Consider the following 23,481-nt stretch of genomic DNA (forward strand, 5'->3'; position numbering starts at 1 on the left):
TAAATTTTGTAAAATTATAAAAAAAACTTGAAAAAATGTAAATAATGATATAAAATATAATAGTGTGCTTGAGAGATACGAAGTAAAAAAACTAAATCTTAGTTAGGAGCGACCTAATGTCGAATGTAAATTTACAACACACCCGGAGCAGTGTATCGGCATAAGTCGCGCGTAACATATAAGATAAACGTGCGATAAAGGAGGGAAATTACAATGGCTAACAATGAAAAAATAAGAATAAGATTAAAGTCATATGACCACAAATTATTAGATTTTTCAGCTGGGAAAATAGTTGAAACTGCTAAAAAGGCTGGATCACAAGTTTCAGGACCTGTGCCATTACCAACAGAAAAGCAAGTTGTAACTATATTAAGAGCTGTGCATAAGTATAAAGACTCTAGAGAGCAATTTGAAATAAGAACTCACAAGAGATTAATAGACATAGCTAACCCAACACCTAAAACAGTTGACTCTTTAATGAGATTAGACTTACCAGCTGGTGTTGATATAGAAATAAAGTTATAATAGCAACCTAAGATATGATCCTATAAGGTAACTATCTTAGAATGATTATATAAATATGTATAATCCGCTGTAAGAATTATAGGAGGTGCTAATATGAAAGGAATATTAGGAAAAAAATTAGGTATGACTCAAATATTCACTGAAGAAGGTATAGTAATACCTGTAACAGTTGTTGAGGCAGGACCAAACGTTGTAACTCAAATAAAAACAGTTGAGAAAGACGGATACACTGCAGTACAAGTAGGTTTCGGAGATGCTAAAGAGAAATCTTTAAACAAGCCTCAAAAAGGTCACTTAGCTGCTGCTAACGTATTAAAGAAACACTTAAAAGAATTTAGAGTAGATTCTGTAGAAGAATTCACAGTTGGACAAGAAATAAAAGCTGACTTATTCGCTGCAGGTGAAAAAATAGATGTAACTGGAACAAGTAAAGGTAAGGGATTCCAAGGTCCAATAAAAAGACATGGACAATCTAGAGGTCCTGAATCTCACGGTTCTAGATACCACAGAAGACCAGGATCAATGGGAGCTTGTTCTTTCCCTGGTAGAGTTTTCAAAAACAAAAAATTAGCTGGACACATGGGTAGCGTTAAAGTTACAGTTCAAAACTTAGAAGTTGTTAAAGTAGACGCTGATAAGAACCTTATATTAGTTAAGGGTGCTATACCAGGACCTAAAGGTTCAGTAGTAACTATAAAGGAAGCAGTTAAGTCTTCTAAATAATGACTAACCTAAGAAAGGAGGAAGCACGATGCCAAAATTAAATGTATTAAATATTAATGGACAAAATGTTGGAGAAATAGAATTAGTAGATTCTATATTCAACGTAGAAGTTAATGAACATGTTTTATATGAGGTTGTTAAAAACCAATTAGCAAACAAGAGACAAGGTACTCAATCTGCTAAAACTAGAGCAGAAGTTAGAGGTGGCGGAAGAAAACCTTGGAAACAAAAAGGAACAGGTAGAGCTAGACAAGGTTCTATAAGAGCTGTACAATGGGTTGGTGGAGGAGTTGCTTTTGCACCTAAGCCAAGAAACTACAGCTACACATTACCTAAAAAGGTAAGAAGATTAGCTATGAAGAGTGCTTTATCTTCAAAAGTACAAAATGGAGAAATAATAGTATTAGATGCTTTAACAATGGAAGCTCCTAAGACTAAAGAATTCGCTCAAATATTAAAGAACATAAACGCTGGAAAGAAAGCTTTAGTAGTAACTGCTGAAAACAATACTAACGTAATAAAATCAGCTGCTAACATAGAAGGTGTTGCAACTGCTACAGTTAACACTATAAACGTTTATGATATATTAAAATACGATTCATTCGTAATAACTACAGACGCTGTTAAAAAAGTGGAGGAGGTGTACGCATAATGATGACTAATCCACATGATATAATAAAGAAGCCAGTTGTAACTGAGCAAAGTATGTTAGAAATGGCTAGCAAGAAATATACTTTCGTTGTGGCTAAAGATGCTAACAAAACTGAAATAAAAAAAGCTGTAGAAGCTATATTCGGAGTTAATGTAGAAAAAGTTAACACATTAAACTACGATGGAAAAGTTAAGAGAATGGGTAGACATGAAGGAAGAACTGCAAGCTTTAAGAAAGCAGTGGTTAAATTAACTGCTGATAGTAAAGAAATAGAATTCTTCCAAGGAATGTAATTATCCTACTAAACGAAGGAGGGAAAACAGATGGCTATAAAAAAGTTTAAACCAACTTCTCCTGCCTTAAGACAAATGACAGTTTTAGTTTCTGATGAAATAACTTGCAATCAACCAGAAAGATCTCTTTTAGTTTCTTTAAAGAAGAACTCTGGTAGAAATGCACACGGAAAAATAACTGTTCGTCACAGAGGTGGAGGAAACAGAAGAAAATATAGAATAATAGATTTCAAAAGAAATAAAGACGGAGTACCTGCTAAGGTTGCTACTGTTGAATACGATCCAAACAGAACTGCTAACATAGCTTTATTACACTATGCAGATGGTGAAAAGAGATATATATTAGCTCCTGTTGGAATGAACGTTGGAGATACAATATTATCTGGACCAACAGCTGACATAAAGCCAGGAAATGCATTAGCATTAAAGGATATGCCAGTAGGTACAGTAATACACAATATAGAATTAAAGCCAGGAAAAGGAGCTCAATTAGTTAGATCTGCTGGAGTTTCTGCTCAATTAATGGCTAAAGAAGGAAAGAAAGCTTTATTAAGATTACCATCAGGAGAAATGAGATTCGTTTCTATAGACTGTAAAGCTACTATAGGACAAGTTGGTAACATAGAACACGGTAACGTTGTTATAGGTAAAGCAGGTAGAAAAAGACATATGGGTATAAGACCTACTGTTAGAGGTTCTGTAATGAACCCTTGTGACCATCCACACGGTGGTGGGGAAGGTAGAACTTCAATAGGTAGACCTTCACCAGTTACTCCATGGGGTAAACCAGCTCTTGGATACAAAACTAGAAAGAAAAACAAAGCTTCTGATAAGTTAATAGTATCAAGAAGAACTAAGTAATAGATTTACTTTTCACTCGGAAAGGAGGAATTTAAATGTCAAGATCAACTAAAAAAGGACCTTTCGTCCATGCGAGACTTTTAAAGAAGATAGATGCAATGAACGCTGCTGGAAATAAAGAAGTTATAAAGACTTGGTCAAGAACTTCAACTATATTCCCTCAAATGGTAGAACATACTATAGCTGTTCATGATGGAAGAAGACATGTGCCTGTTTTCATAACAGAAGACATGGTTGGACATAAGTTAGGTGAATTCGTTCCTACAAGAACTTTCAAAGGTCACAAGGACGATGAAAAATCTAATAAGAGAAAATAATAATTTCTGACTAAGGAAGGAGGAATAGCAAATGGAAGCAAAAGCTACTGCTAAATATGTACGTGTATCACCAAGAAAAGCAGGACAAATCTGTAGCCTTGTTAGAGGAAAGAATGTTGATGAAGCATTAGCAATATTAAAGTTCACTCCAAGAGGAGCGGCTTCAATAATAGCTAAAGTTGTTAAATCTGCTAAAGCAAACGCTGAAAACAACCACGAAATGGATGTTGAAAATTTATATATAGAATCAGTTGTTGCAAATCAAGGGCCAACAATGAAGAGATTCATGCCTAGAGCTATGGGACGTGCAACTATGATAAGAAAAAGAACTTCTCATATAGAGGTTGTTCTAAAAGAAAGAAAATAATTTATAGATAGGAGGGAAAATAATGGGTCAAAAAGTTAATGCACACGGGCTGAGAGTCGGTGTTATAAAAGATTGGGACTCTAGATGGTTCGTAAGTGATAAGAAAGAGTTCGGAAACTTATTATTAGAAGACCACAATGTTCGTAAATTCTTAAAGAATAGACTTTACTCTTCAGGAGTTGCGAAAATAGAAATAGAAAGATCAGCAAACAAGATGAAACTAGATTTACACGTTGCTAAGCCAGGTGTAGTTATAGGGAGAGCTGGTGCTGGAATAGATGCTTTAAAAGCTGAATTAGAAAAAATGACTAAGAAGACTGTAATAGTTAACATAGTTGAAGTAAGAAACCCAGATAAAGATGCTCAATTAGTAGCAGAAAATATAGCTTTAGCTATAGAAAGAAGGGTTGCTTTCAGAAGAGCTATGAAGCAAGCTATACAAAGAGCTATGAAGTCAGGTGTTAAAGGGATAAAAGTTTCTGCATCAGGAAGATTAGGTGGAGCAGAAATGGCTAGAACTGAAGGATACAGCGAAGGAAATGTACCTTTACAAACATTAAGATCTGATATAAACTATGGTTTCGCAGAAGCTAACACTACTTACGGGAAAACTGGTATAAAAGTTTGGATATGTAACGGTGAAGTATTACCAACTAGAAACGGTGTAAACCCAAGAGAAGATAGAAGAGACAACAGAAGAAACGATAGAAGAGATAACAAGAGAAACGATAGAAGAGATAACAGAAGAAACGATAGAAGAGGAAATGATAATAGAGGAACTAACAACAGAGGAGCAAGACCTCAAGGACAAAGACCTCAAGGATCAAGACCTCAAAGAACTGAAAACAAAGGAAATTAATATTAATAAGGTTCGAGGAAGGAGGAAATTCTCATGTTAATGCCAAAGAGAGTAAAGCGTCGTAGAGTTCATAGAGGAAGCATGGCTGGTAAAGCTCAAAAAGGTAACACAGTTACTTATGGTGAGTTCGGTTTAGTTGCTTTAGAAGCCTCTTGGATAACTTCTAATCAAATAGAAGCTGCCAGAATAGCTATGACTAGATCTATAAAAAGAGGGGGAAAAGTTTGGATAAAAATATTCCCTCATAAGCCGGTAACAAGAAAGCCAGCTGAAACTCGTATGGGTGCTGGTAAAGGATCTCCAGAATACTGGGTAGCGGTAGTTAAGCCAGGGAGAGTTATGTTCGAATTAGCAGGTGTTTCTGAAGATAAAGCTAGAGAAGCAATGAGACTTGCGATGCACAAATTACCAGTTAAATGTAAATTTGTGAAGCGTGAAGATTTAGAAGTAAAGGGTGGTGAATAGGATGCAAGCTAAAGAATTAAGAGATTTAACAGGCGAAGAGCTAATGAACAAGTTAAATGACTTCAAAAGTGAATTATTTAGCTTAAGATTCCAATTAGCTACTGGTCAATTAGAAAATACAGCTAGAATAAAATTCGTTAAAAAGGATATAGCTAGAGTTAAGACTATCCTTGCTGAAAGAAAGTTAAACGAAACTAGAGCTTAATTTGGGAAAGGAGGCTTTTTAACCATGGAAAGAGGAAGAAGAAAAGTTAGAATAGGCCGTGTTGTAAGCGACAAGATGGATAAAACAATAGTTGTTGCAGTTGAAGATTTCGTACGTCACCCATTATACAATAAGCCAGTAAAGAGAACTAAGAAGTTCAAGGCTCATGATGAACAAAACGTATGTAACATCGGAGATAAAGTTAAAATAATGGAAACTAGACCTTTATCAAAGGATAAGAGATTCAGACTAGTTGAAGTTGTTGAGAAAGTTAAGTAGTTTTTTGGAAAAGGAGGGATTACGATATGGTACAACAAGAGACACGTTTAAGAGTTGCTGATAACTCTGGTGCTAAGGAAATACTATGTATACGTGTACTAGGCGGAAGTAAAAGAAGATATGGTAACATAGGCGACGTAATAGTTGCTACTGTTAAAAGTGCAACACCTGGTGGAGTTGTAAAAAAAGGTAAAGTTGTTAAAGCTGTTATAGTAAGAACTAAGCAAGGCGTAAGACGTAAAGACGGAAGTTATATAGCGTTCGACGATAATGCTGCAGTTATAATAAAAGACGACAAGACTCCAGTAGGAACTCGTATATTCGGGCCTGTTGCTAGAGAGTTAAGAGATAATGATTTCATGAAAATAGTTTCTCTTGCTCCAGAAGTACTATAATTAAGGAGGTGCAATAGGACATGATGCGTGTTAAAAAAGGTGATACTGTTGTTGTTATAGCAGGTAAAGATAAAGGTAAAAAAGGTGCAGTTTTAAAAGTTTTCCCTAAGGCTAATAGAGTATTAGTTGAAGGTGTAAACGTAATAACTAAACACCAAAAGCCAAACGCTATGAACCCACAAGGTGGAATAGTAAACAAAGAAGCTTCAATTCACATATCTAACGTAATGCCACTTGATCCTGAAACAGGAAAAGGAACAAGAGTTAGAGTTGAAATGAAAGATGGTAAAAAAGTTAGAGTATCAGTAAAGAGCGGAAAAGAAATATAATATAGCTTGAAAGGAGGGACCTTAAATGGCTTCTAGATTACAAGAAAAATACATGAAAGAAGTTGCTCCTGCTTTAATGGAGAAATTTGGATACAAAAACGTTATGGAAATACCTAAGTTAGAAAAGATAGTTATAAACATGGGTATAGGTGACGCTAGAGAAAATCCAAAAGGATTAGAAAAGGCTGTTGAAGAGATGGAAATAATATCTGGACAAAAGCCTGTTACAACTAAAGCAAGAAAATCTGTTGCGAACTTCAAATTAAGAGAAGGTATGCCAATAGGTGCTAAAACTACATTAAGAGCTGACAAAATGTTCTACTTCATGGACAAGTTAGTATCTGTATCTTTACCAAGAGTTAGAGACTTCAGAGGAGTTAATCCTAACGCTTTCGATGGTAGAGGAAACTACGCTTTAGGTGTTAAAGAACAATTAATATTCCCTGAAATAGAATACGATAAGGTAGACAAAGTAAGAGGAATGGATATAATATTCGTTACGACTGCAAAGACTGACGAAGAAGCACGTGAATTATTAAAATTATTAGGAATGCCGTTTTCTAAGTAAGCTTAGAAAAGGTCATTTTCTAAGCTAAGACAAAGGAGGGATTCCGAGTGGCTAGAAAAGCAATGGTTGTAAAACAACAAAAGAAGCAAAAGTACGCTACTAGAGAATACACTAGATGTACTATATGTGGTAGACCACATTCAGTTTTAAGAAAATTTGGTATATGCCGTATATGCTTTAGAGAATTAGCTTATAAAGGTCAAATACCTGGTGTTAGAAAAGCAAGCTGGTAAAAACTTGTTTAAAATGGAAGGAGGGTTTCAATATGACAATGACAGATCCAATAGCAGATATGCTAACTCGTATAAGAAATGCTAATGTAGTTAAGCATGAAACTGTTGACGTTCCTGCCTCTAATATGAAGAAAGAATTAGCTAGAATCTTATTAGAAGAAGGTTTCGTTAGAGGTTACGATGTTATAGAAGATGGAAAGCAAGGAATAATAAGAATACAATTAAAGTACGGACAAGCAGGAGAAAGAGTTATAACAGGATTAAAGAGAATATCTAAGCCTGGTATGAGAGTTTATGCTGCTAAGCAAGAAATACCTAAGGTATTAAACGGATTAGGTATATCAGTAATATCTACTTCAAAAGGAATATTAACTGATAAGCAAGCAAGAAAAGAAAATGTTGGTGGAGAAGTAATCTGCTACGTTTGGTAATATAAACGAACAATGTAAGGAGGTGCGAGACTATGTCAAGAATAGGTGTTAAGCCAATAACTGTACCAGCAGGTGTAGAAGTTACTATAGCTGAAGGAAACTTAGTTACTGTAAAAGGACCTAAAGGAACTTTAACTAAGCAATTTGATGGTGCAATGAAGATAAATCAAGAAGAAAATACTATAACTGTTGAAAGACCAACAAACAACAAGCAACACAGAGCATTACACGGATTAACTAGAACTTTAATAGATAATATGGTAGTGGGTGTTACTAACGGATTCGAAAAGAAATTAGAATTAGTTGGTGTTGGATACAGAGCTCAAAAGCAAGGAAAGAAATTAGTTATGAACTTAGGATACTCTCATCCAGTAGAAATGGAAGATCCAGAAGGTATAACAGTAGAATCTCCTAACCAAACTGAGTTAGTAGTTAAAGGTATCGATAAGCAATTAGTAGGGAACTACGCTGCTAAGATAAGAGACTGGAGAAAGCCAGAGCCATACAAAGGTAAAGGTATAAGATACGCTGGTGAAGTTGTAAGACGTAAAGAAGGTAAAACTGGTAAGAAGTAATAAATACCAAACTTAAATGCTAGAAAGGAGTGAGCCTTGTGATAAAGAAAGCTGATAAAAATGCTAATAGACTTCAAAGACATAAGAGAGTTAGAAGAAAGATAACTGGAACTACTCAAAGACCAAGATTATGTGTATTTAGAAGTGCTAATAATATATACGCTCAAATAATAGATGACACTAACAGAGTTACTGTTGTTTCTGCTTCTTCTTTAGATGCAGAGATAAAAGGTGCTGTTAGCAACACAGGAAATAAAGAAGCAGCTAAAAAAGTTGGAGAAATGATCGCTAAGAAAGCTGTAGAAAAAGGAATCACTGAAGTTGTATTCGACAGAGGTGGATACTTATATCACGGTAGAGTTCAAGAATTAGCTGAAGGTGCTAGAGAAGCTGGACTTAAATTCTAATTAAGAAACAAAGGAGGGAAATGCACATGTTACGTCGTAAACTTATAGACGCAAGACAACTTGACTTAAAAGAAAAAGTTGTTGAAGTAAGACGTGTTACTAAAGTTGTAAAAGGTGGTAGAAACTTCAGATTTGCAGCGTTAGTAGTTGTTGGAGATGAAAACGGACACGTTGGTATAGGTACTGGTAAAGCAATGGAAGTACCAGACGCTATAAAGAAAGCAGTAGAAGATGCTAAAAAGAATCTTATAAACGTACCAATGGTTGGTACAACAATTCCTCACGAAGTACACGGACACTTCGGAGCTGGAAAAATATTAATAATGCCTGCTAAGCAAGGTACAGGAGTTATAGCTGGGGGACCTGCTAGAGCCGTACTTGAGTTAGCTGGATTAACAGATGTTAGAGCTAAATCATTAGGAACTAACAACCCAAGAAACATGGTAAATGCTACAATAGAAGGACTTAACTCTCTTAAGACAGCTGAAGATATAGCTAAATTAAGAGGTAAAAAAGTTGAAGATTTACTAGGGTAAGGAGGTAGTGAAAAATGGCTAAATTACAAATAAAATTAGTTAGAAGTACAATAGGAACTACTCCTAACCAAAAAAAGAACGTTGAAGCGTTAGGATTAAGAAAAAGAGAACAAGTAGTTGTTAAAGAAGATAATGCCCAAACAAGAGGGATGATAAATAAAGTTAAGCATTTAGTAGAAGTTACTGAAATAGCTGAGTAATATTTAAAAACGAGCAATAAGAGGAGGTGCAATCCATGAAGTTACATGAGTTAAAACCTGCTAAAGGTGCAGTAAGAGCTAAGAGAAGATTAGGTAGAGGTACTGCAACTGGACAAGGTAAAACTGCAGGACGTGGACAAAAAGGACAATGGTCTCGTTCAGGTGGTGGAGTTAGAGTTGGATTCGAAGGTGGACAAATGCCACTTGCAAGAAGACTTCCAAAGAGAGGATTCAACAACATATTCAAGAAGGTTTACACAGAAGTTAATGTAGAGACTTTAAACAGATTTGAAAACGGAACAGAAATAACTGCTGAAGTTTTAAAAGCTGCTAGAGTTATAAGCAAGATAGAAAAAGACGGCGTTAAGATCTTAGGCGAAGGAAACTTAGAAAAAGCTGTAACAGTTAAGGCTGCTAAGTTTACTGCTTCAGCTCAAGAAAAAATAGAAAAAGCTGGAGGAAAGGCAGAATTAGTTTAATCTAATCTGCTAACTCTTAGCCATTATAGGCGGGGTGGTTTAACGTGCTGTCAAAATTAAAACAAGCTTGGAAGCTTAAAGATGTAAGAAGAAAAATATTATATACTTTGATGATGATTGTAGTATTTAGGATAGGTGCAACGATACCTGTTCCTGGAGTCAATACAGATTATATAAGGGCGATGGTAGGCGACAATAGTCTACTTTCCCTATATAATATGTTTACTGGAGGAGCTTTTAGTAACTTCACGTTATTTGCTTTAGGAGTAGGACCGTATATAACAGCATCTATCATAATGCAACTTCTGACTGTCGGTTTTGAAAGTTTGGAAGAACTTCAAAAATCTGGTGAAGAAGGTAAGAAAAAAATCAACAAGTACACTAAGTACGTAGCACTAGCATTAGCATTTGTTCAAGCCATAGCGATTACGCTAGGGGTTGTAAGAGGTGCTTTAAAATCGAATAGTGTATTTTTTATAGTTACAGTTATTTTAACATTAGTATCAGCAAGTATGTTATTAATGTGGATAGGGGACAAAATTACTGAGAAAGGTCTTGGTAACGGAAGTTCTATAATAATATTTATAGGTATTATCTCAAGAATACCAGTAGATATTATATCGACTGCTAACTTAATAAAAGAAGGAAAAGTAGCGATATGGGCAGCCTTACTGTTAGTAGTGGTAATACTTTTAACAATAACAGCAGTTACATATATACAAGAAGCTACTAGAAAAATCCCAGTTCAATACGCTAAAAGAGTTGTAGGAAGAAAAATGTATGGAGGACAAAGTTCTCATATACCAATGAAAGTTAATCAATCGGGAGTTATACCTATAATTTTCGCTAGTTCACTTTTAGCATTCCCTCAAACAATAGCAATGTTCATGGGTGCAGATGCTCAAACGTTTGTTCAAACTTACTTAAATCCAATGGGATCTCCGGGAGTTTGGATATATAGATCGCTTGAAGTTCTGTTGATAGTATTCTTCTCTTATTTCTATACGACTGTATCATTTAATACAGAAGATATAGCAAATAATATGAAAAATAATGGTGGATTTATACCAGGTATAAGACCAGGAAAACCTACTATAGATTATTTAAATAGAATATTATCAAGATTGACTCTAGCTGGTGCTTTATTCTTAGCAGGTATAGTTATGGTTTCAGCAATAGTTATGTTCTTTATGAAACTTAACATTACATTAGTTGGATCTTCATTACTAATAGTTGTTGGAGTAGCTTTAGAGCTTAAGAGACAGTTAGAATCAAATTTAGTTATGAGAAGCTATCAAGGTTTCTTAAAATAATTTGGAGATGATAATATGAGAATAATATTACTTGGACCTCCTGGTGCTGGTAAAGGTACACAGGCTGCAGGTATAGTAGAAAAATACAACATACCTCATATATCAACAGGAGATATATTCAGAAAGAATATAAAAGAAGGAACAGAGCTTGGAAAGAAAGCTAAGGAATACATAGATCAAGGATTATTAGTTCCAGACGAGTTAACTGTAGGTTTAGTTACAGACAGAGTATCTCAAGATGACTGTAAGAATGGATTTATGTTAGACGGATTCCCAAGAAATGTTGCTCAAGCTGAACACTTGGATGCGTTTCTAAACCAAGTTAATATATCTTTAGACAAGGTAGTTAATATCGAAGTTGATAAGAGTATATTAGTTGGAAGAGCTGTAGGAAGAAGAATATGTAAATCTTGCGGTGCAACGTACCATGTTGAGTTTAATCCTCCTAAAGTAGAAGGAGTATGTAACGTATGCCAAGGAGAGTTATACCAAAGAGCAGACGATACAGAAGAGACTGTATCTAAGAGAATACAAGTTTATCTTGATGAAACAAAACCATTAGTTGATTATTATAGTACTCAAGGTATAATAGCTAACATAAATGGTCAACAATCAATAGATAAGGTATTTGAAGATATAGTAAATGCTCTAGGAAGTGAAAAATAATGATTACATTGAAATCAAAAAAAGAATTAGAACTAATGAGAGAAGCAGGTAAAATAGTTGCAGAAACTCATGAAATTCTAAAAGCAGCTGTTACTCCGGGAATATCTACTTTAGAGTTAGATAAAATAGCTGAAGAGAATATAAGAAAATATAATGCGATACCATCTTTTAAAGGTTATGGCGGATTCACAGGTTCGATATGCGCTTCTATTAATGAAGAAGTAGTTCATGGAATACCTGGGAAGAAGATTTTAAAAGAAGGCGACATTATAAGTTTAGATGTAGGAGCCTATTATAAAGGATATCATTCAGACTCTGCGAGAACTCATGGAGTAGGAATAATATCTGAAGAAGATAGGAAATTAATAGAAGTAACTAGAGAAAGCTTCTATGAAGGCATAAAATTTGCTAAACTAGGATATAGATTATCTGATATCTCACATGCAATACAAGCACACGTTGAGAAACATGGTTTCTCAGTAGTTAGAGATTTAGTAGGTCATGGAGTTGGAACTGAACTTCATGAAGATCCACAAATACCTAACTATGGACCAGCCGGCAAAGGACCAAGACTTCAAGAAGGAATGGTTTTAGCTATAGAGCCTATGGTTAACGCTGGTAAATATCACGTTAAAACATTAGCTGATGGATGGACCATTGTCACTATAGATGGCAAAAAATCAGCTCATTATGAGCACACAATAGCGATCACTGAAGATGAACCACTGATATTATCAGCGTTATAATCTTTGAAAAAGTGAAAAGTGCTATTAAATAATTACGTATAAGGTCAAGTTGAAAAACCACTTGAAAAACCTAAACTAAGAAAAGTTAAGCACTTATGAAGATATAATGTTGTTAATAATGAAATTAAGGACAGTATAGAATCTGACAAATGTACAGATATTTTAAGAGCTCAACTTACTAAGTTAGATCAAATGATTTAACTTATTGAAATGGAGGTTTGGTTAATTAATGGCCAAAAAAGATGTTATAGAACTAGAAGGTACAGTTACTGAAAACTTACCTAATGCTATGTTTAAAGTAAAGTTAGAAAATGGACATGAAGTATTATGTCACTTATCTGGAAAGCTAAGAATGAACTTCATAAGAATTCTTGAAGGTGATAAGGTGAATGTAGAACTTTCTCCGTATGATCTTACAAGAGGAAGAATCACTTGGCGTAAGAAGTAGACTATTTTAATATTAGTCTAAGGAGGGATTAACAATGAAAGTAAGACCATCAGTAAAACCAATATGTGAAAAATGTAAAGTAATAAAAAGAAAAGGTAAAGTAATGGTTATCTGTGAAAATCCAAAGCATAAGCAAAAGCAAGGATAATAAATTATTACTAGCAATTTGTTAACATATATAGTATAATATTAAATTGTGATGTTAACGAAACGTATTAAATACGTAAACAAATCTGATTTCGGATTGAATATTAATTAAGATTTTAACACTAAAAACTAAGTGTAGGAGGTGCGAATTAATGGCAAGAATAGCTGGGGTAGATTTACCTAGAGAAAAAAGAGCGGAAATAGCTTTAACTTATATATATGGTATAGGTAAAGCAACTGCTAACGAAATATTAGCTAAAGCTGAGATAAATCCTGATGTAAGAATAAAAGACTTATCTGAAGAACAAGTTAACGACCTAAGAAAGATAATAGATAGTGATTTCTTAGTTGAAGGTGACTTAAGAAGAGAGATAGCTTTAAATATAAAGAGATTAAGAGATATAAAATGTTACAGAGGTATGAGACATGCTAAAGGTCTTCCACTAAGAGGACAAAGAACTAAGACTAACGCTAGAACTAGAAAAGGTCCTAGAAAAACTGTATCTCGTAAGAAGAAGAAGTAATAAATCATAATTAGATAGGAGGGAAAACAATGGCTAAACCAAAAAAGAAAGTTACACGTGTTAGAAGAAAAGAACGTAAAAACATAGAACGTGGACAAGCACATATACAATCAACTTTCAACAATACAATAATAACTTTAACTGATGTTCATGGAAATGCTATATCTGCTGCATCTTCAGGACAATTAGGATTCAAAGGATCAAGAAAAGCGACTCCATTCGCATCTCAAATGGCTGCTGAAACAGCTGCTAAGGCTGCAATGGAACACGGTTTAAAAACTGTAGAAGTATTCGTAAAAGGACCAGGTTCAGGAAGAGAAGCTGCGATAAGAGCATTACAAGCTACAGGATTAGAAGTAACTATGATAAAAGACGTTACTCCAATTCCTCACAATGGATGTAGACCACCAAAAAGAAGAAGAGTATAATTATATAATTAGTAAATTAGGAGGTGCAAAGACATGGCAAGATACACAGGTGCATCATGCAGACAATGTCGTAGAGAAGGAATGAAATTATTCCTTAAAGGTGACAGATGTTACACTGATAAATGTGCTATAGTTAAGAGAAACTATGCTCCAGGACAACATGGACAAGGAAGAAAGAAAGTTTCTAACTATGGATTACAATTAAGAGAAAAGCAAAAAGTTAAGAGAATATACGGAGTTTTAGAAACTCAATTCAGAAACTTATACGAGCGTGCTGAAAAGATGGCTGGTATAACAGGGGAAAACTTATTAAGTCTATTAGAAAGAAGATTAGACAACGTTGTTTACAGAATGGGATTAGCTTCATCTAGAAAAGAAGCTAGACAATTAGTAGGACACGGTCACTTCTTATTAAACGGACACAAAGCTGATATAGCTTCTATAACAGTTAAGCCTGGTGATGTTATAACAGTAAAAGAAAGATCAAAATCATCTGCTAAATTCAAAGCTTTAGTAGAAAACAATACAAGAATAGCTCCTAAATGGTTAGAAGCTAACGTAGAAGAAATGACAGTTAAGGTTGTTGCTAATCCATCAAGAGAAGATATAGATCTTGAAATAGCAGAACACTTAATCATAGAGCTTTACTCTAAGTAATAAGCATATTTTAAAATTTATTTTAAGATTTTGTTTACCCTCAGTGGATTAATAAATTTGAAGGAGGGTTTTGTCCATGATAGAAATAGAAAAACCAAAAGTAGATATAATCGAACTTAGCGAAGACTATAGATATGGAAAGTTTGTCATAGAGCCTCTAGAAAGAGGCTATGGCATAACTATAGGTAATGCTTTAAGAAGAATATTATTATCTTCTTTACCAGGTGTTGCAGTTAACTCTATAAAAATAGATGGAGTTCTTCATGAATTCTCTACAGTACCAGGTGTAAAAGAAGACGTTACAGAAATAATATTAGCATTAAAAGAACTTTCAGCTACTATAGATGGTGAAGGAAGTAGAACACTTAAAATAGAAGCTCAAGGTCCATGCACTATCACGGGATCAGACATAATATGTCCTCCTGATGTTGAAATATTAAGCAAGGATTTAAAGATAGCTACGCTAGATGAAAATGCTAAGTTTAATATGGAAATATTTGTAGATAAAGGTAGAGGTTATGTTTCTGCTGAAGAAAACAAAACAGAGCATATGCCTATAGGTGTTTTACCTGTAGACTCAATATATACTCCTGTTGAAAAAGTGAGCTACCATGTAGAAAATACAAGAGTAGGTCAAAAAACAGATTATGACAAATTAGTACTAGACGTTTGGACTAATGGAAGTATAAATCCTCAAGAAGGAATATCTCTTGCAGCCAAAGTTTTAGTTGAACATTTAAATCTATTCATAGACTTAACAGAGCATGTAAGCAATGTTGAGATAATGGTAGAAAAAGAAGAAGATCAAAAAGAAAAAGTTCTTGAAATGACTATAGAAGAATTAGATTTATCAGTTAGATCATACAACTGTTTAAAGAGAGCGGGAATCAATACAGTTGAAGAATTAGCTAATAAATCTGAGGACGATATGATGAAAGTTAGAAACTTAGGAAAGAAATCTCTAGAAGAGGTTATCCAAAAGTTAGAAGAACTTGGACTAGGTCTTAAACCAAGCGAAGAATAATAGCAAAAAGGAGGGATAGTATGGCTACTTACCGTAAATTAGGACGTGAAACAGCTCACAGAAACCTTATGTTAAGAAACTTAGTAACTGATTTACTAAGAAACGGAAGAATAGAAACTACAGTAACTAGAGCGAAGGAAACTAAGAGAATGGCAGAAAAGATGATAACTCTTGGTAAAAGAGGAGATCTTCATGCTAGAAGACAAGTTTTAGCTTATGTTATGGATGAAACTGTAGTAAACAATTTATTCACTGAAATAGCTCCAAAGTATGCTGAGAGAAACGGTGGATATACTAGAATAATCAAAAAAGGACCAAGAAAAGGCGACGCTGCTGAAATGGCTTTTATAGAACTAGTATAGTATGATAAGGATTAAGCTTTATAGCTTAGTCCTTTTTTTATGTTTAAATATAAAATATAAATGATTAAGCGTTCTTTTACTTATATGTAAAATTAAAATTAATTTACACTTATATATGTTTAAATGTGTAAAAATTATATAGTAATTTGTATCCTAACGAATTATGAAATTTATGAAAAACTATGGTATAATACTATTTAAAATGATTTTTTACAGCTATTATATGAAGCTTAGTTATTAACTAAAATAAGTATAAATAGTTTTTATACTATTTACTAAAGGAGTAAATTAATGAAAGATATAATAAAGGTTAATGGAGTTTCTTTTGAGTATCTCACAGAAGAGAGTTCGCTTAAAGCGATAGATAATTTAACGCTAGACGTAAAAGAGGGCGAATTCGTAGCTATAATAGGGCATAATGGTTCAGGTAAATCTACGTTATCTAAAAATTTAAATGCTATATTGCTTCCGAGTGAAGGTAATATTCTTATTGATGGATTAGACACTCGAGAGGAAGACAAACTTTGGGATATAAGGCAAACAGCGGGAATGGTTTTCCAAAATCCTGATAATCAAATAGTTGCAACTATTGTTGAAGAAGATGTAGCCTTTGGACCAGAAAATCTAGGAATATCTCCTGAGGATATTAGAAAAAGGGTAGAAGAATCTCTTAAAAGTGTAGGAATGTATGAGTTAAGAGATAGACAACCTCATTTATTATCTGGAGGACAGAAGCAAAGGGTTGCGATTGCGGGTATTATTGCAATGAAGCCTAAATGTATAATATTTGATGAAGCTACAGCTATGCTAGATCCATCAGGTAGAAAAGAAGTAATGAAGACTATAAAAAGACTTAACAAAGAAGAAAATATTACGACACTTCATATAACTCACTTTATGGAAGAGGCAGTGGAAGCTGATAGAGTTATAGTTATGGATAAAGGAAGAAAATTGCTTGAGGGTACACCTAGAGAAGTATTTAGTAAGATAGATTTATTAAGGCAAATAGGATTAGATGTTCCTTGTATGACAGAACTGTCAAGTTTATTAAAAGAGGAAGGGCTAAATATAAGCAGTGATATATTAACTGTAGATGAGATGGTGATGAAATTATGTCAATTATAGTAAAGAATTTAACTCATATTTACAATGAAGGTATGCCTTTTGCAAGTAAAGCATTAGATGATATTTCATTTGAGATTAAGGATCGAGATTTCGTAGGACTAATAGGTCATACAGGATCTGGGAAGTCTACTTTAATACAACATCTTAATGGAATATTAAAACCTCATGTTGGAAAAATATATATAAATGATTTTGATATAACTGATCCAACTTTAAACCTGACAGATATAAGAAAAAGGGTAGGAGTTGTATTTCAATATCCAGAATATCAGTTGTTTGAAGAAACAATAGAAAAGGATATAGCCTTTGGACCTTCTAATTTAGGCTTAGAGGCCGAAGAGATAAACTTAAGGGTTAAATCATCTATGGCAGCAGTGGGATTAGATTATGAGGCATTTAAAGATAAATCTCCGTTTGAATTATCAGGAGGTCAAAAAAGAAGAGTTGCCATAGCGGGAGTTATAGCTATGAATCCAGAAGTATTAATATTAGATGAACCTACTGCTGGTTTAGATCCTGGTGGAAGAGATGAAATATTTGATCTTATAAAAAAACTTCATAAAGAAAAAAATATGACTATAATTTTATCCTCTCATAGTATGGATGATATGGCTAAGATGGCTAAAACATTAATAGTAATGAATCATGGTAAAATAGAATTTATGGGCACTCCTAGAGACGTTTTTAATTCTAATACATCTAGACTTAAAGAAATAGGCTTAGATATACCTCAAGTACTAGAATTAACTATGAAATTAAGAGATAGAGGATTTGATATAAAAGAAGATGTATTAACTATAGATGAAGCCAAAGAAGAAATATTAAGAATTATGAGAGGAAGAAAAAAATGTTAAAAGATATTACTATAGGACAGTATTATCCGTCTAACTCTGCTATTCATAAATTAGATGCTAGAGTGAAACTTATAGCCACTTTTGTTTTTATGATTTCATTATTCATAATAAATAAGTTTTGGCCATATGCAGTAGTTTTATTAGCACTAATTTCTGTAGTAAAGTTATCTAATATACCTATGAAGTATATTATAAAGGGGATAAAGCCGCTTAGATGGATAATATTATTTACTTTTGTTATAAATATATTCTTTTTACCAGGAGATCCTATTTGGTCGTTTGGTTTTTTATCTATAACTAGACAGGGAATAGAACAGGCTATATTTATGGCAGTTAGATTAGTATTTTTAGTAGTTGGTACATCTATACTAACTTTAACTACATCACCAATAGAGCTTACTGATGGTATAGAGAGGCTTTTAAACCCTTTGAGAAGAGTAGGACTACCTGTACACGAATTAGCTATGATGATGACAATAGCTTTAAGATTTATACCTACTCTATTAGATGAAACAGATAAAATAATGAAAGCTCAAATGTCAAGAGGTGCAGATTTTGAAAGTAAAAATCTTATAAGTAGAGCTAAGAATTTAGTTCCACTATTAGTACCTTTGTTTGTAAGTGCATTTAGGAGAGCTGATGAGCTTGCTATGGCGATGGAAGCTAGATGCTATAGAGGTGGGTACAATAGAACTAAAATGAAAGAAGCTGTAATTAGTAAGATAGACTATGTAGCAAGTAGTATACTGGCTATATATTTGGTTATAATTATAGCTACGAGATTTATATAAAGAGGTAAATGATGAGAAATTTAAAAGTTACTATACAATACAATGGCAAGAACTATTGTGGATGGCAAAAACAACCCGATTCTTTAGGTATACAAGGTACAATTGAGAATGCTATTTATGAAATAACTAAAGAGAAGATAAAAATAACAGGTTCTGGTAGAACTGATGCAGGTGTACATGCATTAGGACAGGTTGCTAATTTTAAGTTAGAATCAACAATACCAGCACAAAAGCTTCCAAATGCATTAAATGCTAAACTACCTAAAGATATATCAATAATAGATTGTATCGAAGTAGATGAAGAATTTCATTCTAGGTATAGTGCTAAACGAAAAAGATATAGGTATTTAATTTATAATAATTCTTATAGAAATCCTATATACAAAGATATATCATATCATGTAAAATATGATTTAGATTTTGAAAAAATGTGTGAAGAAGCTAAAAGCTTAATTGGAGAACATGATTTTAAAGGATTTATGAGCTCTGGTTCTTCTGTCAATGATACTATTAGAACTATTTATGACATTACACTACAAAAACAAGATAACTTAATAATTTTAGAAGTAGAAGGTAATGGATTTTTATATAATATGGTAAGAATAATAGTAGGGACGTTAGTTGATATAGGCAGAGGAAGGATAAAAGAAAGCTTAAAAAATATAATTGACTCGAAGGAAAGAGGTATGTGCGGTCATACTGCACCAGCTCATGGATTATTTCTCAAAAAAGTTGATTATTAGCTTGACACACCAGGGGCCATGTATTAAAATGAATTAGAGTGTGTTAATAAGTCCACTTGCCCCGGACTTGACATAAACGGTAAAATTTTTATATGAAAATAAGTTAAGGAGGGACAACTATGAAAAGTTATATAGCTAAGCCAGCTGATGTACAAAGAAAATGGTACATCGTTGATGCTGAAGGAAAAACATTAGGTCGTTTAGCAACTGAAATAGCGACAGTATTAAGAGGAAAGCACAAGGTTACTTTCACTCCACACGTTGACGGAGGAGATTTCGTTGTTGTTGTGAATGCAGAGAAGGTAGTTTTAACAGGAAAGAAATTAGATCAAAAAATGTACAGATACCACACAGGATATGTAGGTGGATTAAAAGAAATAACTTACAGAGAAATGATGGCTAAGAAGCCTGAGGAAGTAGTTTCTCATGCAGTAAGCGGTATGTTATGTAAGAACAAATTAAGAAGCAGAATGATGACTAGATTAAGAGTATTCGCAGGAGCAAACCATGATCATGCAGCTCAAAATCCAGAAGTTTTAAACTTTAAATAATAATTACGGGTGAAAGGAGGAGTTATCATGGCTAACGTTCAATATTACGGAACTGGAAGAAGAAAGCACTCTGTTGCTAGAGTAAGATTAGTTGCAGGTGAAGGAAATATAGTAGTAAATGGAAGAAATGTTGAAGAATACTTCAACTACGAAACATTAATAAGAGATGTTAAGCAACCATTAGTGTTAACTAACAACGAAACTAAGTACGATGTTATAGTAAAGGTTGAAGGTGGAGGATTCACTGGACAAGCTGGAGCTATAAGACATGGTATATCTAGAGCTTTATTAAAGGCTGATGCTGAGTTAAGAGGAGACTTAAAGAAAGAAGGATTCTTAACTAGAGATGCTAGAATGAAGGAAAGAAAGAAATACGGATTAAAGGCAGCAAGAAGAGCTCCACAATTCTCAAAGAGATAATTTTATATGTTTGTACAAAGACTTTGGAATATTCCAAAGTCTTTTTTAATATAAATGTACAGGGTGATATTGTGAGAAAGTACATAAAACATATAATTTTTGGGTCTATAGCATTAATATTAGTAGCGGTATCAATATTTGAAATAAAAAATGTATCGGAAGATGTTATGGAGTACATGCCGGTAACTAACAAAACTATAATAATAGATGCCGGTCATGGTGGAATAGACCCTGGAACTTTAAATGAAGATAAGACTATAAAAGAAAAAGATATAAATTTAGCTATCGCACAAAAGTTAAGGGAACTGTTAGAGTCTAGTGGAGCGCTCGTAATACTAACAAGGGAAGATGATAGTAGTTTGTATCAAGAAGATGGAAATAAGACAACAAGACAAAAATATAATGAAAATCTTAAAAATAGAAAAAAAATAATAGATGAGTCTAACGCAGATATGTTTGTATCGATACATATGAATGCCTTGAGTGGAAATGGTGCTTCTAAATATTATGGTGCTCAAACTTTTTATCCTAAAGGAAAAGAAGATTCGGTTCAATTATCTAAATACATACAGCAAGAATTAAAGAGAGTTGTTGATAAAACAAATAATAGAGAAATAAAGCCAAGAGATGATATATACTTATTGAAAGAAAATAAAATACCTTCAGTATTAATAGAATGTGGTTTTTTATCTAATGAAAAAGAAGCTAAACTATTAACTGATGAGAAGTATCAAGAGAAGATAGCGTGGTCTGTATATGTAGGAGTACAAAAATATTTTAGCGAAAATATGAATAATAATTAAAAAAAAGAGAAAAATAGGTTATGTCAGGATATTTAATATATTCCTGATAAAACCTATTTTTAATTTATTAGTAAAAATAAAAATAGAAAAAAATGTTGACTTAGTAAAAAATAGGTGTTATTATTAAATAGTTCTCAAAAGAGAGCATAAGAACTTTGAAAATTAAACAGTAGGTTAATTTATAGAAACAAACATAATTCTTTATAGAATTAAACACAAACAACCAAGCCAGATATTCAGATAATGATTAGCTGAGCAATGGACAACTTTTATTTGAGAGTTTGATCCTGGCTCAGGATGAACGCTGGCGGCGTGCCTAACACATGCAAGTCGAGCGATCTTCTTCGGAAGAGAGCGGCGGACGGGTGAGTAACGCGTGGGTAACCTGCCCTGTACACACGGATAACATACCGAAAGGTATGCTAATACGGGATAACATACTTTTATCGCATGGTAGAAGTATCAAAGCTCCGGCGGTACAGGATGGACCCGCGTCTGATTAGCTAGTTGGTAAGGTAACGGCTTACCAAGGCGACGATCAGTAGCCGACCTGAGAGGGTGATCGGCCACATTGGAACTGAGACACGGTCCAAACTCCTACGGGAGGCAGCAGTGGGGAATATTGCACAATGGGCGAAAGCCTGATGCAGCAACGCCGCGTGAGCGATGAAGGCCTTCGGGTCGTAAAGCTCTGTCCTCAAGGAAGATAATGACGGTACTTGAGGAGGAAGCCCCGGCTAACTACGTGCCAGCAGCCGCGGTAATACGTAGGGGGCTAGCGTTATCCGGAATTACTGGGCGTAAAGGGTGCGTAGGTGGTTTCTTAAGTCAGAAGTGAAAGGCTACGGCTCAACCGTAGTAAGCTTTTGAAACTAAGAGACTTGAGTGCAGGAGAGGAGAGTAGAATTCCTAGTGTAGCGGTGAAATGCGTAGATATTAGGAGGAATACCAGTTGCGAAGGCGGCTCTCTGGACTGTAACTGACACTGAGGCACGAAAGCGTGGGGAGCAAACAGGATTAGATACCCTGGTAGTCCACGCCGTAAACGATGAGTACTAGCTGTCGGGGGTTACCCCCCTCGGTGGCGCAGCTAACGCATTAAGTACTCCGCCTGGGAAGTACGCTCGCAAGAGTGAAACTCAAAGGAATTGACGGGGACCCGCACAAGTAGCGGAGCATGTGGTTTAATTCGAAGCAACGCGAAGAACCTTACCTAAGCTTGACATCCTTTTGACCTCTCCCTAATCGGAGATTTCCCTTCGGGGACAGAAGTGACAGGTGGTGCATGGTTGTCGTCAGCTCGTGTCGTGAGATGTTGGGTTAAGTCCCGCAACGAGCGCAACCCTTGCCTTTAGTTGCCAGCATTAAGTTGGGCACTCTAGAGGGACTGCCAGGGATAACCTGGAGGAAGGTGGGGATGACGTCAAATCATCATGCCCCTTATGCTTAGGGCTACACACGTGCTACAATGGGTGGTACAGAGGGCGGCCAAGTCGTGAGGCGGAGCTAATCCCTTAAAGCCATTCTCAGTTCGGATTGTAGGCTGAAACTCGCCTACATGAAGCTGGAGTTACTAGTAATCGCAGATCAGAATGCTGCGGTGAATGCGTTCCCGGGTCTTGTACACACCGCCCGTCACACCACGGGAGTTGGAGGCGCCCGAAGCCGGATAGCTAACCTTTTGGAAGCGTCCGTCGAAGGTGAAGCCAATAACTGGGGTGAAGTCGTAACAAGGTAGCCGTATCGGAAGGTGCGGCTGGATCACCTCCTTTCTAAGGAGAATTGCCTACTGTTTAATTTTGAGAGTTTTTATAAAAAAATAAAAATTCTTATTGACAAAAAATGACTTAGATAGTAAAATATCTACTGTCGAAAAATAGTATGGGGGTGTAGCTCAGCTGGGAGAGCACTTGCCTTGCACGCAAGGGGTCAGGAGTTCGATCCTCCTCATCTCCACCATTAGTACTTTAAGCAACGGAATAAGTTGAGCGTATGCGAAAATTATTCGTTGGCGATGTACTTTAGTACTTTGAAAACTGTATAACATTTAGTGATATGACATCATTTTATATATGAAGAAGATAACTTTTAAAAATATCATCGACAAGAAAAGTCTTTAAAATTACAAACTTTAAGCACTGGAATAAACTGAGTGAATACGAAGTTTGTTCAGTAGCGAT

At 34.7% G+C, this 23,481-nt stretch carries 38 protein-coding genes, 1 tRNA gene and 1 rRNA gene; all 40 read left to right on the plus strand.

Annotated elements, in window-relative coordinates:
• Window positions 1-213: 213 nt before the first annotated feature.
• The 40 genes from rpsJ to NWE74_RS12395 all read left to right on the plus strand — a co-directional run bounded on the left by rpsJ (window position 214) and on the right by NWE74_RS12395 (window position 23,260).
• Window positions 214-525 carry a 30S ribosomal protein S10 gene (rpsJ, locus tag NWE74_RS12200; protein ID WP_092727861.1) on the plus strand — a complete coding sequence of 104 codons (312 nt, stop codon included), beginning with the start codon at window positions 214-216 and terminating at the stop codon, window positions 523-525.
• A gap of 93 nt (window positions 526-618) precedes the next feature.
• Window positions 619-1,248, plus strand: coding sequence for a 50S ribosomal protein L3 (gene rplC / locus NWE74_RS12205; RefSeq protein ID WP_258243326.1), 630 nt, complete (start codon window positions 619-621; stop codon window positions 1,246-1,248).
• Between the two features lie 28 nt (window positions 1,249-1,276).
• The gene (rplD, locus tag NWE74_RS12210; RefSeq protein ID WP_092727859.1) at window positions 1,277-1,900 is read left to right on the plus strand and encodes a 50S ribosomal protein L4; all 624 of its coding nucleotides are present in this window, start codon (window positions 1,277-1,279) and stop codon (window positions 1,898-1,900) included.
• Window positions 1,901-1,902: 2 nt separating this feature from the next.
• Window positions 1,903-2,193: a 50S ribosomal protein L23 gene (gene rplW, locus NWE74_RS12215; protein ID WP_092727863.1), complete on the plus strand. Its 291-nt coding sequence runs from the start codon at window positions 1,903-1,905 to the stop codon at window positions 2,191-2,193.
• 30 nt (window positions 2,194-2,223) lie between these two features.
• A complete protein-coding gene (gene rplB / locus NWE74_RS12220) occupies window positions 2,224-3,054 on the plus strand; it encodes a 50S ribosomal protein L2 (RefSeq protein ID WP_092727858.1) in 831 nt (276 codons plus the stop codon).
• Window positions 3,055-3,089: 35 nt separating this feature from the next.
• On the plus strand, window positions 3,090-3,371 hold the full coding sequence (rpsS, locus tag NWE74_RS12225; RefSeq protein ID WP_092727857.1) for a 30S ribosomal protein S19: 282 nt from the start codon (window positions 3,090-3,092) through the stop codon (window positions 3,369-3,371).
• A gap of 31 nt (window positions 3,372-3,402) precedes the next feature.
• Window positions 3,403-3,738, plus strand: a complete 336-nt coding sequence (rplV, locus tag NWE74_RS12230; protein ID WP_092727856.1) for a 50S ribosomal protein L22 — start codon at window positions 3,403-3,405, stop codon at window positions 3,736-3,738.
• A gap of 22 nt (window positions 3,739-3,760) precedes the next feature.
• Window positions 3,761-4,597, plus strand: coding sequence for a 30S ribosomal protein S3 (rpsC, locus tag NWE74_RS12235; protein ID WP_258243327.1), 837 nt, complete (start codon window positions 3,761-3,763; stop codon window positions 4,595-4,597).
• A gap of 33 nt (window positions 4,598-4,630) precedes the next feature.
• Complete coding sequence (gene rplP, locus NWE74_RS12240) at window positions 4,631-5,062, plus strand: 50S ribosomal protein L16 (RefSeq protein WP_258243328.1); 432 nt, start codon at window positions 4,631-4,633, stop codon at window positions 5,060-5,062.
• 1 nt (window position 5,063) lies between these two features.
• On the plus strand, window positions 5,064-5,267 hold the full coding sequence (gene rpmC / locus NWE74_RS12245) for a 50S ribosomal protein L29 (protein WP_042278256.1): 204 nt from the start codon (window positions 5,064-5,066) through the stop codon (window positions 5,265-5,267).
• Between the two features lie 24 nt (window positions 5,268-5,291).
• Window positions 5,292-5,546: a 30S ribosomal protein S17 gene (gene rpsQ, locus NWE74_RS12250; protein WP_042278258.1), complete on the plus strand. Its 255-nt coding sequence runs from the start codon at window positions 5,292-5,294 to the stop codon at window positions 5,544-5,546.
• A 26-nt stretch (window positions 5,547-5,572) separates the two neighbouring features.
• Window positions 5,573-5,941 (plus strand): 50S ribosomal protein L14, encoded by a 369-nt coding sequence (gene rplN, locus NWE74_RS12255; protein WP_092727853.1) that lies wholly within the window; start codon window positions 5,573-5,575, stop codon window positions 5,939-5,941.
• 23 nt (window positions 5,942-5,964) lie between these two features.
• Window positions 5,965-6,270: a 50S ribosomal protein L24 gene (gene rplX / locus NWE74_RS12260; protein ID WP_092727862.1), complete on the plus strand. Its 306-nt coding sequence runs from the start codon at window positions 5,965-5,967 to the stop codon at window positions 6,268-6,270.
• A 25-nt stretch (window positions 6,271-6,295) separates the two neighbouring features.
• Entirely contained in the window at window positions 6,296-6,838 is a 543-nt protein-coding gene (gene rplE, locus NWE74_RS12265; RefSeq protein WP_092727852.1) for a 50S ribosomal protein L5, read from the plus strand.
• Between the two features lie 47 nt (window positions 6,839-6,885).
• A complete protein-coding gene (locus NWE74_RS12270) occupies window positions 6,886-7,071 on the plus strand; it encodes a type Z 30S ribosomal protein S14 (protein WP_021127555.1) in 186 nt (61 codons plus the stop codon).
• 32 nt (window positions 7,072-7,103) lie between these two features.
• Window positions 7,104-7,502 carry a 30S ribosomal protein S8 gene (gene rpsH, locus NWE74_RS12275; protein WP_258243329.1) on the plus strand — a complete coding sequence of 133 codons (399 nt, stop codon included), beginning with the start codon at window positions 7,104-7,106 and terminating at the stop codon, window positions 7,500-7,502.
• A gap of 32 nt (window positions 7,503-7,534) precedes the next feature.
• A complete protein-coding gene (rplF, locus tag NWE74_RS12280) occupies window positions 7,535-8,077 on the plus strand; it encodes a 50S ribosomal protein L6 (RefSeq protein WP_258243330.1) in 543 nt (180 codons plus the stop codon).
• Between the two features lie 38 nt (window positions 8,078-8,115).
• Window positions 8,116-8,484, plus strand: coding sequence for a 50S ribosomal protein L18 (gene rplR, locus NWE74_RS12285; RefSeq protein WP_258243331.1), 369 nt, complete (start codon window positions 8,116-8,118; stop codon window positions 8,482-8,484).
• Window positions 8,485-8,510: 26 nt separating this feature from the next.
• A complete protein-coding gene (rpsE, locus tag NWE74_RS12290; RefSeq protein ID WP_258243332.1) occupies window positions 8,511-9,020 on the plus strand; it encodes a 30S ribosomal protein S5 in 510 nt (169 codons plus the stop codon).
• A gap of 14 nt (window positions 9,021-9,034) precedes the next feature.
• Complete coding sequence (gene rpmD / locus NWE74_RS12295) at window positions 9,035-9,220, plus strand: 50S ribosomal protein L30 (RefSeq protein ID WP_092727847.1); 186 nt, start codon at window positions 9,035-9,037, stop codon at window positions 9,218-9,220.
• Window positions 9,221-9,255: 35 nt separating this feature from the next.
• The gene (gene rplO, locus NWE74_RS12300; RefSeq protein ID WP_258243333.1) at window positions 9,256-9,699 is read left to right on the plus strand and encodes a 50S ribosomal protein L15; all 444 of its coding nucleotides are present in this window, start codon (window positions 9,256-9,258) and stop codon (window positions 9,697-9,699) included.
• Between the two features lie 44 nt (window positions 9,700-9,743).
• Window positions 9,744-11,012: a preprotein translocase subunit SecY gene (gene secY, locus NWE74_RS12305; protein ID WP_258243334.1), complete on the plus strand. Its 1,269-nt coding sequence runs from the start codon at window positions 9,744-9,746 to the stop codon at window positions 11,010-11,012.
• A gap of 15 nt (window positions 11,013-11,027) precedes the next feature.
• A complete protein-coding gene (locus NWE74_RS12310) occupies window positions 11,028-11,678 on the plus strand; it encodes an adenylate kinase (protein WP_092727844.1) in 651 nt (216 codons plus the stop codon).
• A complete protein-coding gene (gene map / locus NWE74_RS12315) occupies window positions 11,678-12,424 on the plus strand; it encodes a type I methionyl aminopeptidase (protein WP_092727843.1) in 747 nt (248 codons plus the stop codon). Before NWE74_RS12310 ends, map begins: the two co-directional genes overlap by 1 nt.
• Before the next feature lie 229 nt (window positions 12,425-12,653).
• Window positions 12,654-12,872 carry a translation initiation factor IF-1 gene (gene infA, locus NWE74_RS12320; RefSeq protein WP_092727842.1) on the plus strand — a complete coding sequence of 73 codons (219 nt, stop codon included), beginning with the start codon at window positions 12,654-12,656 and terminating at the stop codon, window positions 12,870-12,872.
• 34 nt (window positions 12,873-12,906) lie between these two features.
• Window positions 12,907-13,020 carry a 50S ribosomal protein L36 gene (gene rpmJ, locus NWE74_RS12325; RefSeq protein WP_002509257.1) on the plus strand — a complete coding sequence of 38 codons (114 nt, stop codon included), beginning with the start codon at window positions 12,907-12,909 and terminating at the stop codon, window positions 13,018-13,020.
• A 151-nt stretch (window positions 13,021-13,171) separates the two neighbouring features.
• Window positions 13,172-13,543 carry a 30S ribosomal protein S13 gene (gene rpsM / locus NWE74_RS12330; RefSeq protein WP_092727841.1) on the plus strand — a complete coding sequence of 124 codons (372 nt, stop codon included), beginning with the start codon at window positions 13,172-13,174 and terminating at the stop codon, window positions 13,541-13,543.
• A 29-nt stretch (window positions 13,544-13,572) separates the two neighbouring features.
• Window positions 13,573-13,971 carry a 30S ribosomal protein S11 gene (gene rpsK / locus NWE74_RS12335; RefSeq protein ID WP_092727840.1) on the plus strand — a complete coding sequence of 133 codons (399 nt, stop codon included), beginning with the start codon at window positions 13,573-13,575 and terminating at the stop codon, window positions 13,969-13,971.
• Between the two features lie 33 nt (window positions 13,972-14,004).
• Entirely contained in the window at window positions 14,005-14,628 is a 624-nt protein-coding gene (rpsD, locus tag NWE74_RS12340; RefSeq protein ID WP_092727839.1) for a 30S ribosomal protein S4, read from the plus strand.
• A 76-nt stretch (window positions 14,629-14,704) separates the two neighbouring features.
• Window positions 14,705-15,652 carry a DNA-directed RNA polymerase subunit alpha gene (locus NWE74_RS12345; protein WP_092727838.1) on the plus strand — a complete coding sequence of 316 codons (948 nt, stop codon included), beginning with the start codon at window positions 14,705-14,707 and terminating at the stop codon, window positions 15,650-15,652.
• 20 nt (window positions 15,653-15,672) lie between these two features.
• Window positions 15,673-16,014 (plus strand): 50S ribosomal protein L17, encoded by a 342-nt coding sequence (rplQ, locus tag NWE74_RS12350; protein WP_092727837.1) that lies wholly within the window; start codon window positions 15,673-15,675, stop codon window positions 16,012-16,014.
• A gap of 291 nt (window positions 16,015-16,305) precedes the next feature.
• Entirely contained in the window at window positions 16,306-17,139 is an 834-nt protein-coding gene (locus NWE74_RS12355) for an energy-coupling factor transporter ATPase (protein ID WP_258243336.1), read from the plus strand.
• The gene (locus NWE74_RS12360; protein ID WP_258243337.1) at window positions 17,127-17,993 is read left to right on the plus strand and encodes an energy-coupling factor transporter ATPase; all 867 of its coding nucleotides are present in this window, start codon (window positions 17,127-17,129) and stop codon (window positions 17,991-17,993) included. Before NWE74_RS12355 ends, NWE74_RS12360 begins: the two co-directional genes overlap by 13 nt.
• On the plus strand, window positions 17,987-18,784 hold the full coding sequence (locus NWE74_RS12365) for an energy-coupling factor transporter transmembrane component T family protein (protein ID WP_258243338.1): 798 nt from the start codon (window positions 17,987-17,989) through the stop codon (window positions 18,782-18,784). The genes NWE74_RS12360 and NWE74_RS12365 overlap by 7 nt, the downstream gene beginning before the upstream one ends.
• 11 nt (window positions 18,785-18,795) lie before the next feature.
• Window positions 18,796-19,527: a tRNA pseudouridine(38-40) synthase TruA gene (gene truA, locus NWE74_RS12370; RefSeq protein ID WP_258243339.1), complete on the plus strand. Its 732-nt coding sequence runs from the start codon at window positions 18,796-18,798 to the stop codon at window positions 19,525-19,527.
• A gap of 119 nt (window positions 19,528-19,646) precedes the next feature.
• Window positions 19,647-20,078: a 50S ribosomal protein L13 gene (gene rplM / locus NWE74_RS12375; protein WP_092727832.1), complete on the plus strand. Its 432-nt coding sequence runs from the start codon at window positions 19,647-19,649 to the stop codon at window positions 20,076-20,078.
• A 27-nt stretch (window positions 20,079-20,105) separates the two neighbouring features.
• Window positions 20,106-20,498: a 30S ribosomal protein S9 gene (gene rpsI, locus NWE74_RS12380; protein ID WP_258243340.1), complete on the plus strand. Its 393-nt coding sequence runs from the start codon at window positions 20,106-20,108 to the stop codon at window positions 20,496-20,498.
• Between the two features lie 71 nt (window positions 20,499-20,569).
• Window positions 20,570-21,301 carry an N-acetylmuramoyl-L-alanine amidase CwlD gene (cwlD, locus tag NWE74_RS12385; RefSeq protein ID WP_258243341.1) on the plus strand — a complete coding sequence of 244 codons (732 nt, stop codon included), beginning with the start codon at window positions 20,570-20,572 and terminating at the stop codon, window positions 21,299-21,301.
• Between the two features lie 269 nt (window positions 21,302-21,570).
• A 16S ribosomal RNA gene (locus NWE74_RS12390) occupies window positions 21,571-23,073 on the plus strand.
• A gap of 111 nt (window positions 23,074-23,184) precedes the next feature.
• Window positions 23,185-23,260, plus strand: a tRNA-Ala gene (locus NWE74_RS12395).
• Window positions 23,261-23,481: the final 221 nt, after the last annotated feature.

It is taken from the genome of Romboutsia lituseburensis (genome assembly GCF_024723825.1).
GTDB lineage: Bacteria > Bacillota > Clostridia > Peptostreptococcales > Peptostreptococcaceae > Romboutsia_F > Romboutsia_F lituseburensis_A.

What these genes read in the sequence shown, in the direction of transcription:
- rpsJ (WP_092727861.1), top strand. Translation starts at nt 214, where the DNA reads ATGGCTAACAATGAAAAAATAAGAATAAGATTAAAGTCATATGACCAC.
- rplC (WP_258243326.1), top strand. Translation starts at nt 619, where the DNA reads ATGAAAGGAATATTAGGAAAAAAATTAGGTATGACTCAAATATTCACT.
- rplD (WP_092727859.1), top strand. Translation starts at nt 1,277, where the DNA reads ATGCCAAAATTAAATGTATTAAATATTAATGGACAAAATGTTGGAGAA.
- rplW (WP_092727863.1), top strand. Translation starts at nt 1,903, where the DNA reads ATGACTAATCCACATGATATAATAAAGAAGCCAGTTGTAACTGAGCAA.
- rplB (WP_092727858.1), top strand. Translation starts at nt 2,224, where the DNA reads ATGGCTATAAAAAAGTTTAAACCAACTTCTCCTGCCTTAAGACAAATG.
- rpsS (WP_092727857.1), top strand. Translation starts at nt 3,090, where the DNA reads ATGTCAAGATCAACTAAAAAAGGACCTTTCGTCCATGCGAGACTTTTA.
- rplV (WP_092727856.1), top strand. Translation starts at nt 3,403, where the DNA reads ATGGAAGCAAAAGCTACTGCTAAATATGTACGTGTATCACCAAGAAAA.
- rpsC (WP_258243327.1), top strand. Translation starts at nt 3,761, where the DNA reads ATGGGTCAAAAAGTTAATGCACACGGGCTGAGAGTCGGTGTTATAAAA.
- rplP (WP_258243328.1), top strand. Translation starts at nt 4,631, where the DNA reads ATGTTAATGCCAAAGAGAGTAAAGCGTCGTAGAGTTCATAGAGGAAGC.
- rpmC (WP_042278256.1), top strand. Translation starts at nt 5,064, where the DNA reads ATGCAAGCTAAAGAATTAAGAGATTTAACAGGCGAAGAGCTAATGAAC.
- rpsQ (WP_042278258.1), top strand. Translation starts at nt 5,292, where the DNA reads ATGGAAAGAGGAAGAAGAAAAGTTAGAATAGGCCGTGTTGTAAGCGAC.
- rplN (WP_092727853.1), top strand. Translation starts at nt 5,573, where the DNA reads ATGGTACAACAAGAGACACGTTTAAGAGTTGCTGATAACTCTGGTGCT.
- rplX (WP_092727862.1), top strand. Translation starts at nt 5,965, where the DNA reads ATGCGTGTTAAAAAAGGTGATACTGTTGTTGTTATAGCAGGTAAAGAT.
- rplE (WP_092727852.1), top strand. Translation starts at nt 6,296, where the DNA reads ATGGCTTCTAGATTACAAGAAAAATACATGAAAGAAGTTGCTCCTGCT.
- rpsH (WP_258243329.1), top strand. Translation starts at nt 7,104, where the DNA reads ATGACAATGACAGATCCAATAGCAGATATGCTAACTCGTATAAGAAAT.
- rplF (WP_258243330.1), top strand. Translation starts at nt 7,535, where the DNA reads ATGTCAAGAATAGGTGTTAAGCCAATAACTGTACCAGCAGGTGTAGAA.
- rpsE (WP_258243332.1), top strand. Translation starts at nt 8,511, where the DNA reads ATGTTACGTCGTAAACTTATAGACGCAAGACAACTTGACTTAAAAGAA.
- rpmD (WP_092727847.1), top strand. Translation starts at nt 9,035, where the DNA reads ATGGCTAAATTACAAATAAAATTAGTTAGAAGTACAATAGGAACTACT.
- rplO (WP_258243333.1), top strand. Translation starts at nt 9,256, where the DNA reads ATGAAGTTACATGAGTTAAAACCTGCTAAAGGTGCAGTAAGAGCTAAG.
- NWE74_RS12310 (WP_092727844.1), top strand. Translation starts at nt 11,028, where the DNA reads ATGAGAATAATATTACTTGGACCTCCTGGTGCTGGTAAAGGTACACAG.
- map (WP_092727843.1), top strand. Translation starts at nt 11,678, where the DNA reads ATGATTACATTGAAATCAAAAAAAGAATTAGAACTAATGAGAGAAGCA.
- infA (WP_092727842.1), top strand. Translation starts at nt 12,654, where the DNA reads ATGGCCAAAAAAGATGTTATAGAACTAGAAGGTACAGTTACTGAAAAC.
- rpmJ (WP_002509257.1), top strand. Translation starts at nt 12,907, where the DNA reads ATGAAAGTAAGACCATCAGTAAAACCAATATGTGAAAAATGTAAAGTA.
- rpsM (WP_092727841.1), top strand. Translation starts at nt 13,172, where the DNA reads ATGGCAAGAATAGCTGGGGTAGATTTACCTAGAGAAAAAAGAGCGGAA.
- rpsK (WP_092727840.1), top strand. Translation starts at nt 13,573, where the DNA reads ATGGCTAAACCAAAAAAGAAAGTTACACGTGTTAGAAGAAAAGAACGT.
- rpsD (WP_092727839.1), top strand. Translation starts at nt 14,005, where the DNA reads ATGGCAAGATACACAGGTGCATCATGCAGACAATGTCGTAGAGAAGGA.
- NWE74_RS12345 (WP_092727838.1), top strand. Translation starts at nt 14,705, where the DNA reads ATGATAGAAATAGAAAAACCAAAAGTAGATATAATCGAACTTAGCGAA.
- rplQ (WP_092727837.1), top strand. Translation starts at nt 15,673, where the DNA reads ATGGCTACTTACCGTAAATTAGGACGTGAAACAGCTCACAGAAACCTT.
- NWE74_RS12355 (WP_258243336.1), top strand. Translation starts at nt 16,306, where the DNA reads ATGAAAGATATAATAAAGGTTAATGGAGTTTCTTTTGAGTATCTCACA.
- NWE74_RS12360 (WP_258243337.1), top strand. Translation starts at nt 17,127, where the DNA reads ATGTCAATTATAGTAAAGAATTTAACTCATATTTACAATGAAGGTATG.
- NWE74_RS12365 (WP_258243338.1), top strand. Translation starts at nt 17,987, where the DNA reads ATGTTAAAAGATATTACTATAGGACAGTATTATCCGTCTAACTCTGCT.
- truA (WP_258243339.1), top strand. Translation starts at nt 18,796, where the DNA reads ATGAGAAATTTAAAAGTTACTATACAATACAATGGCAAGAACTATTGT.
- rplM (WP_092727832.1), top strand. Translation starts at nt 19,647, where the DNA reads ATGAAAAGTTATATAGCTAAGCCAGCTGATGTACAAAGAAAATGGTAC.
- rpsI (WP_258243340.1), top strand. Translation starts at nt 20,106, where the DNA reads ATGGCTAACGTTCAATATTACGGAACTGGAAGAAGAAAGCACTCTGTT.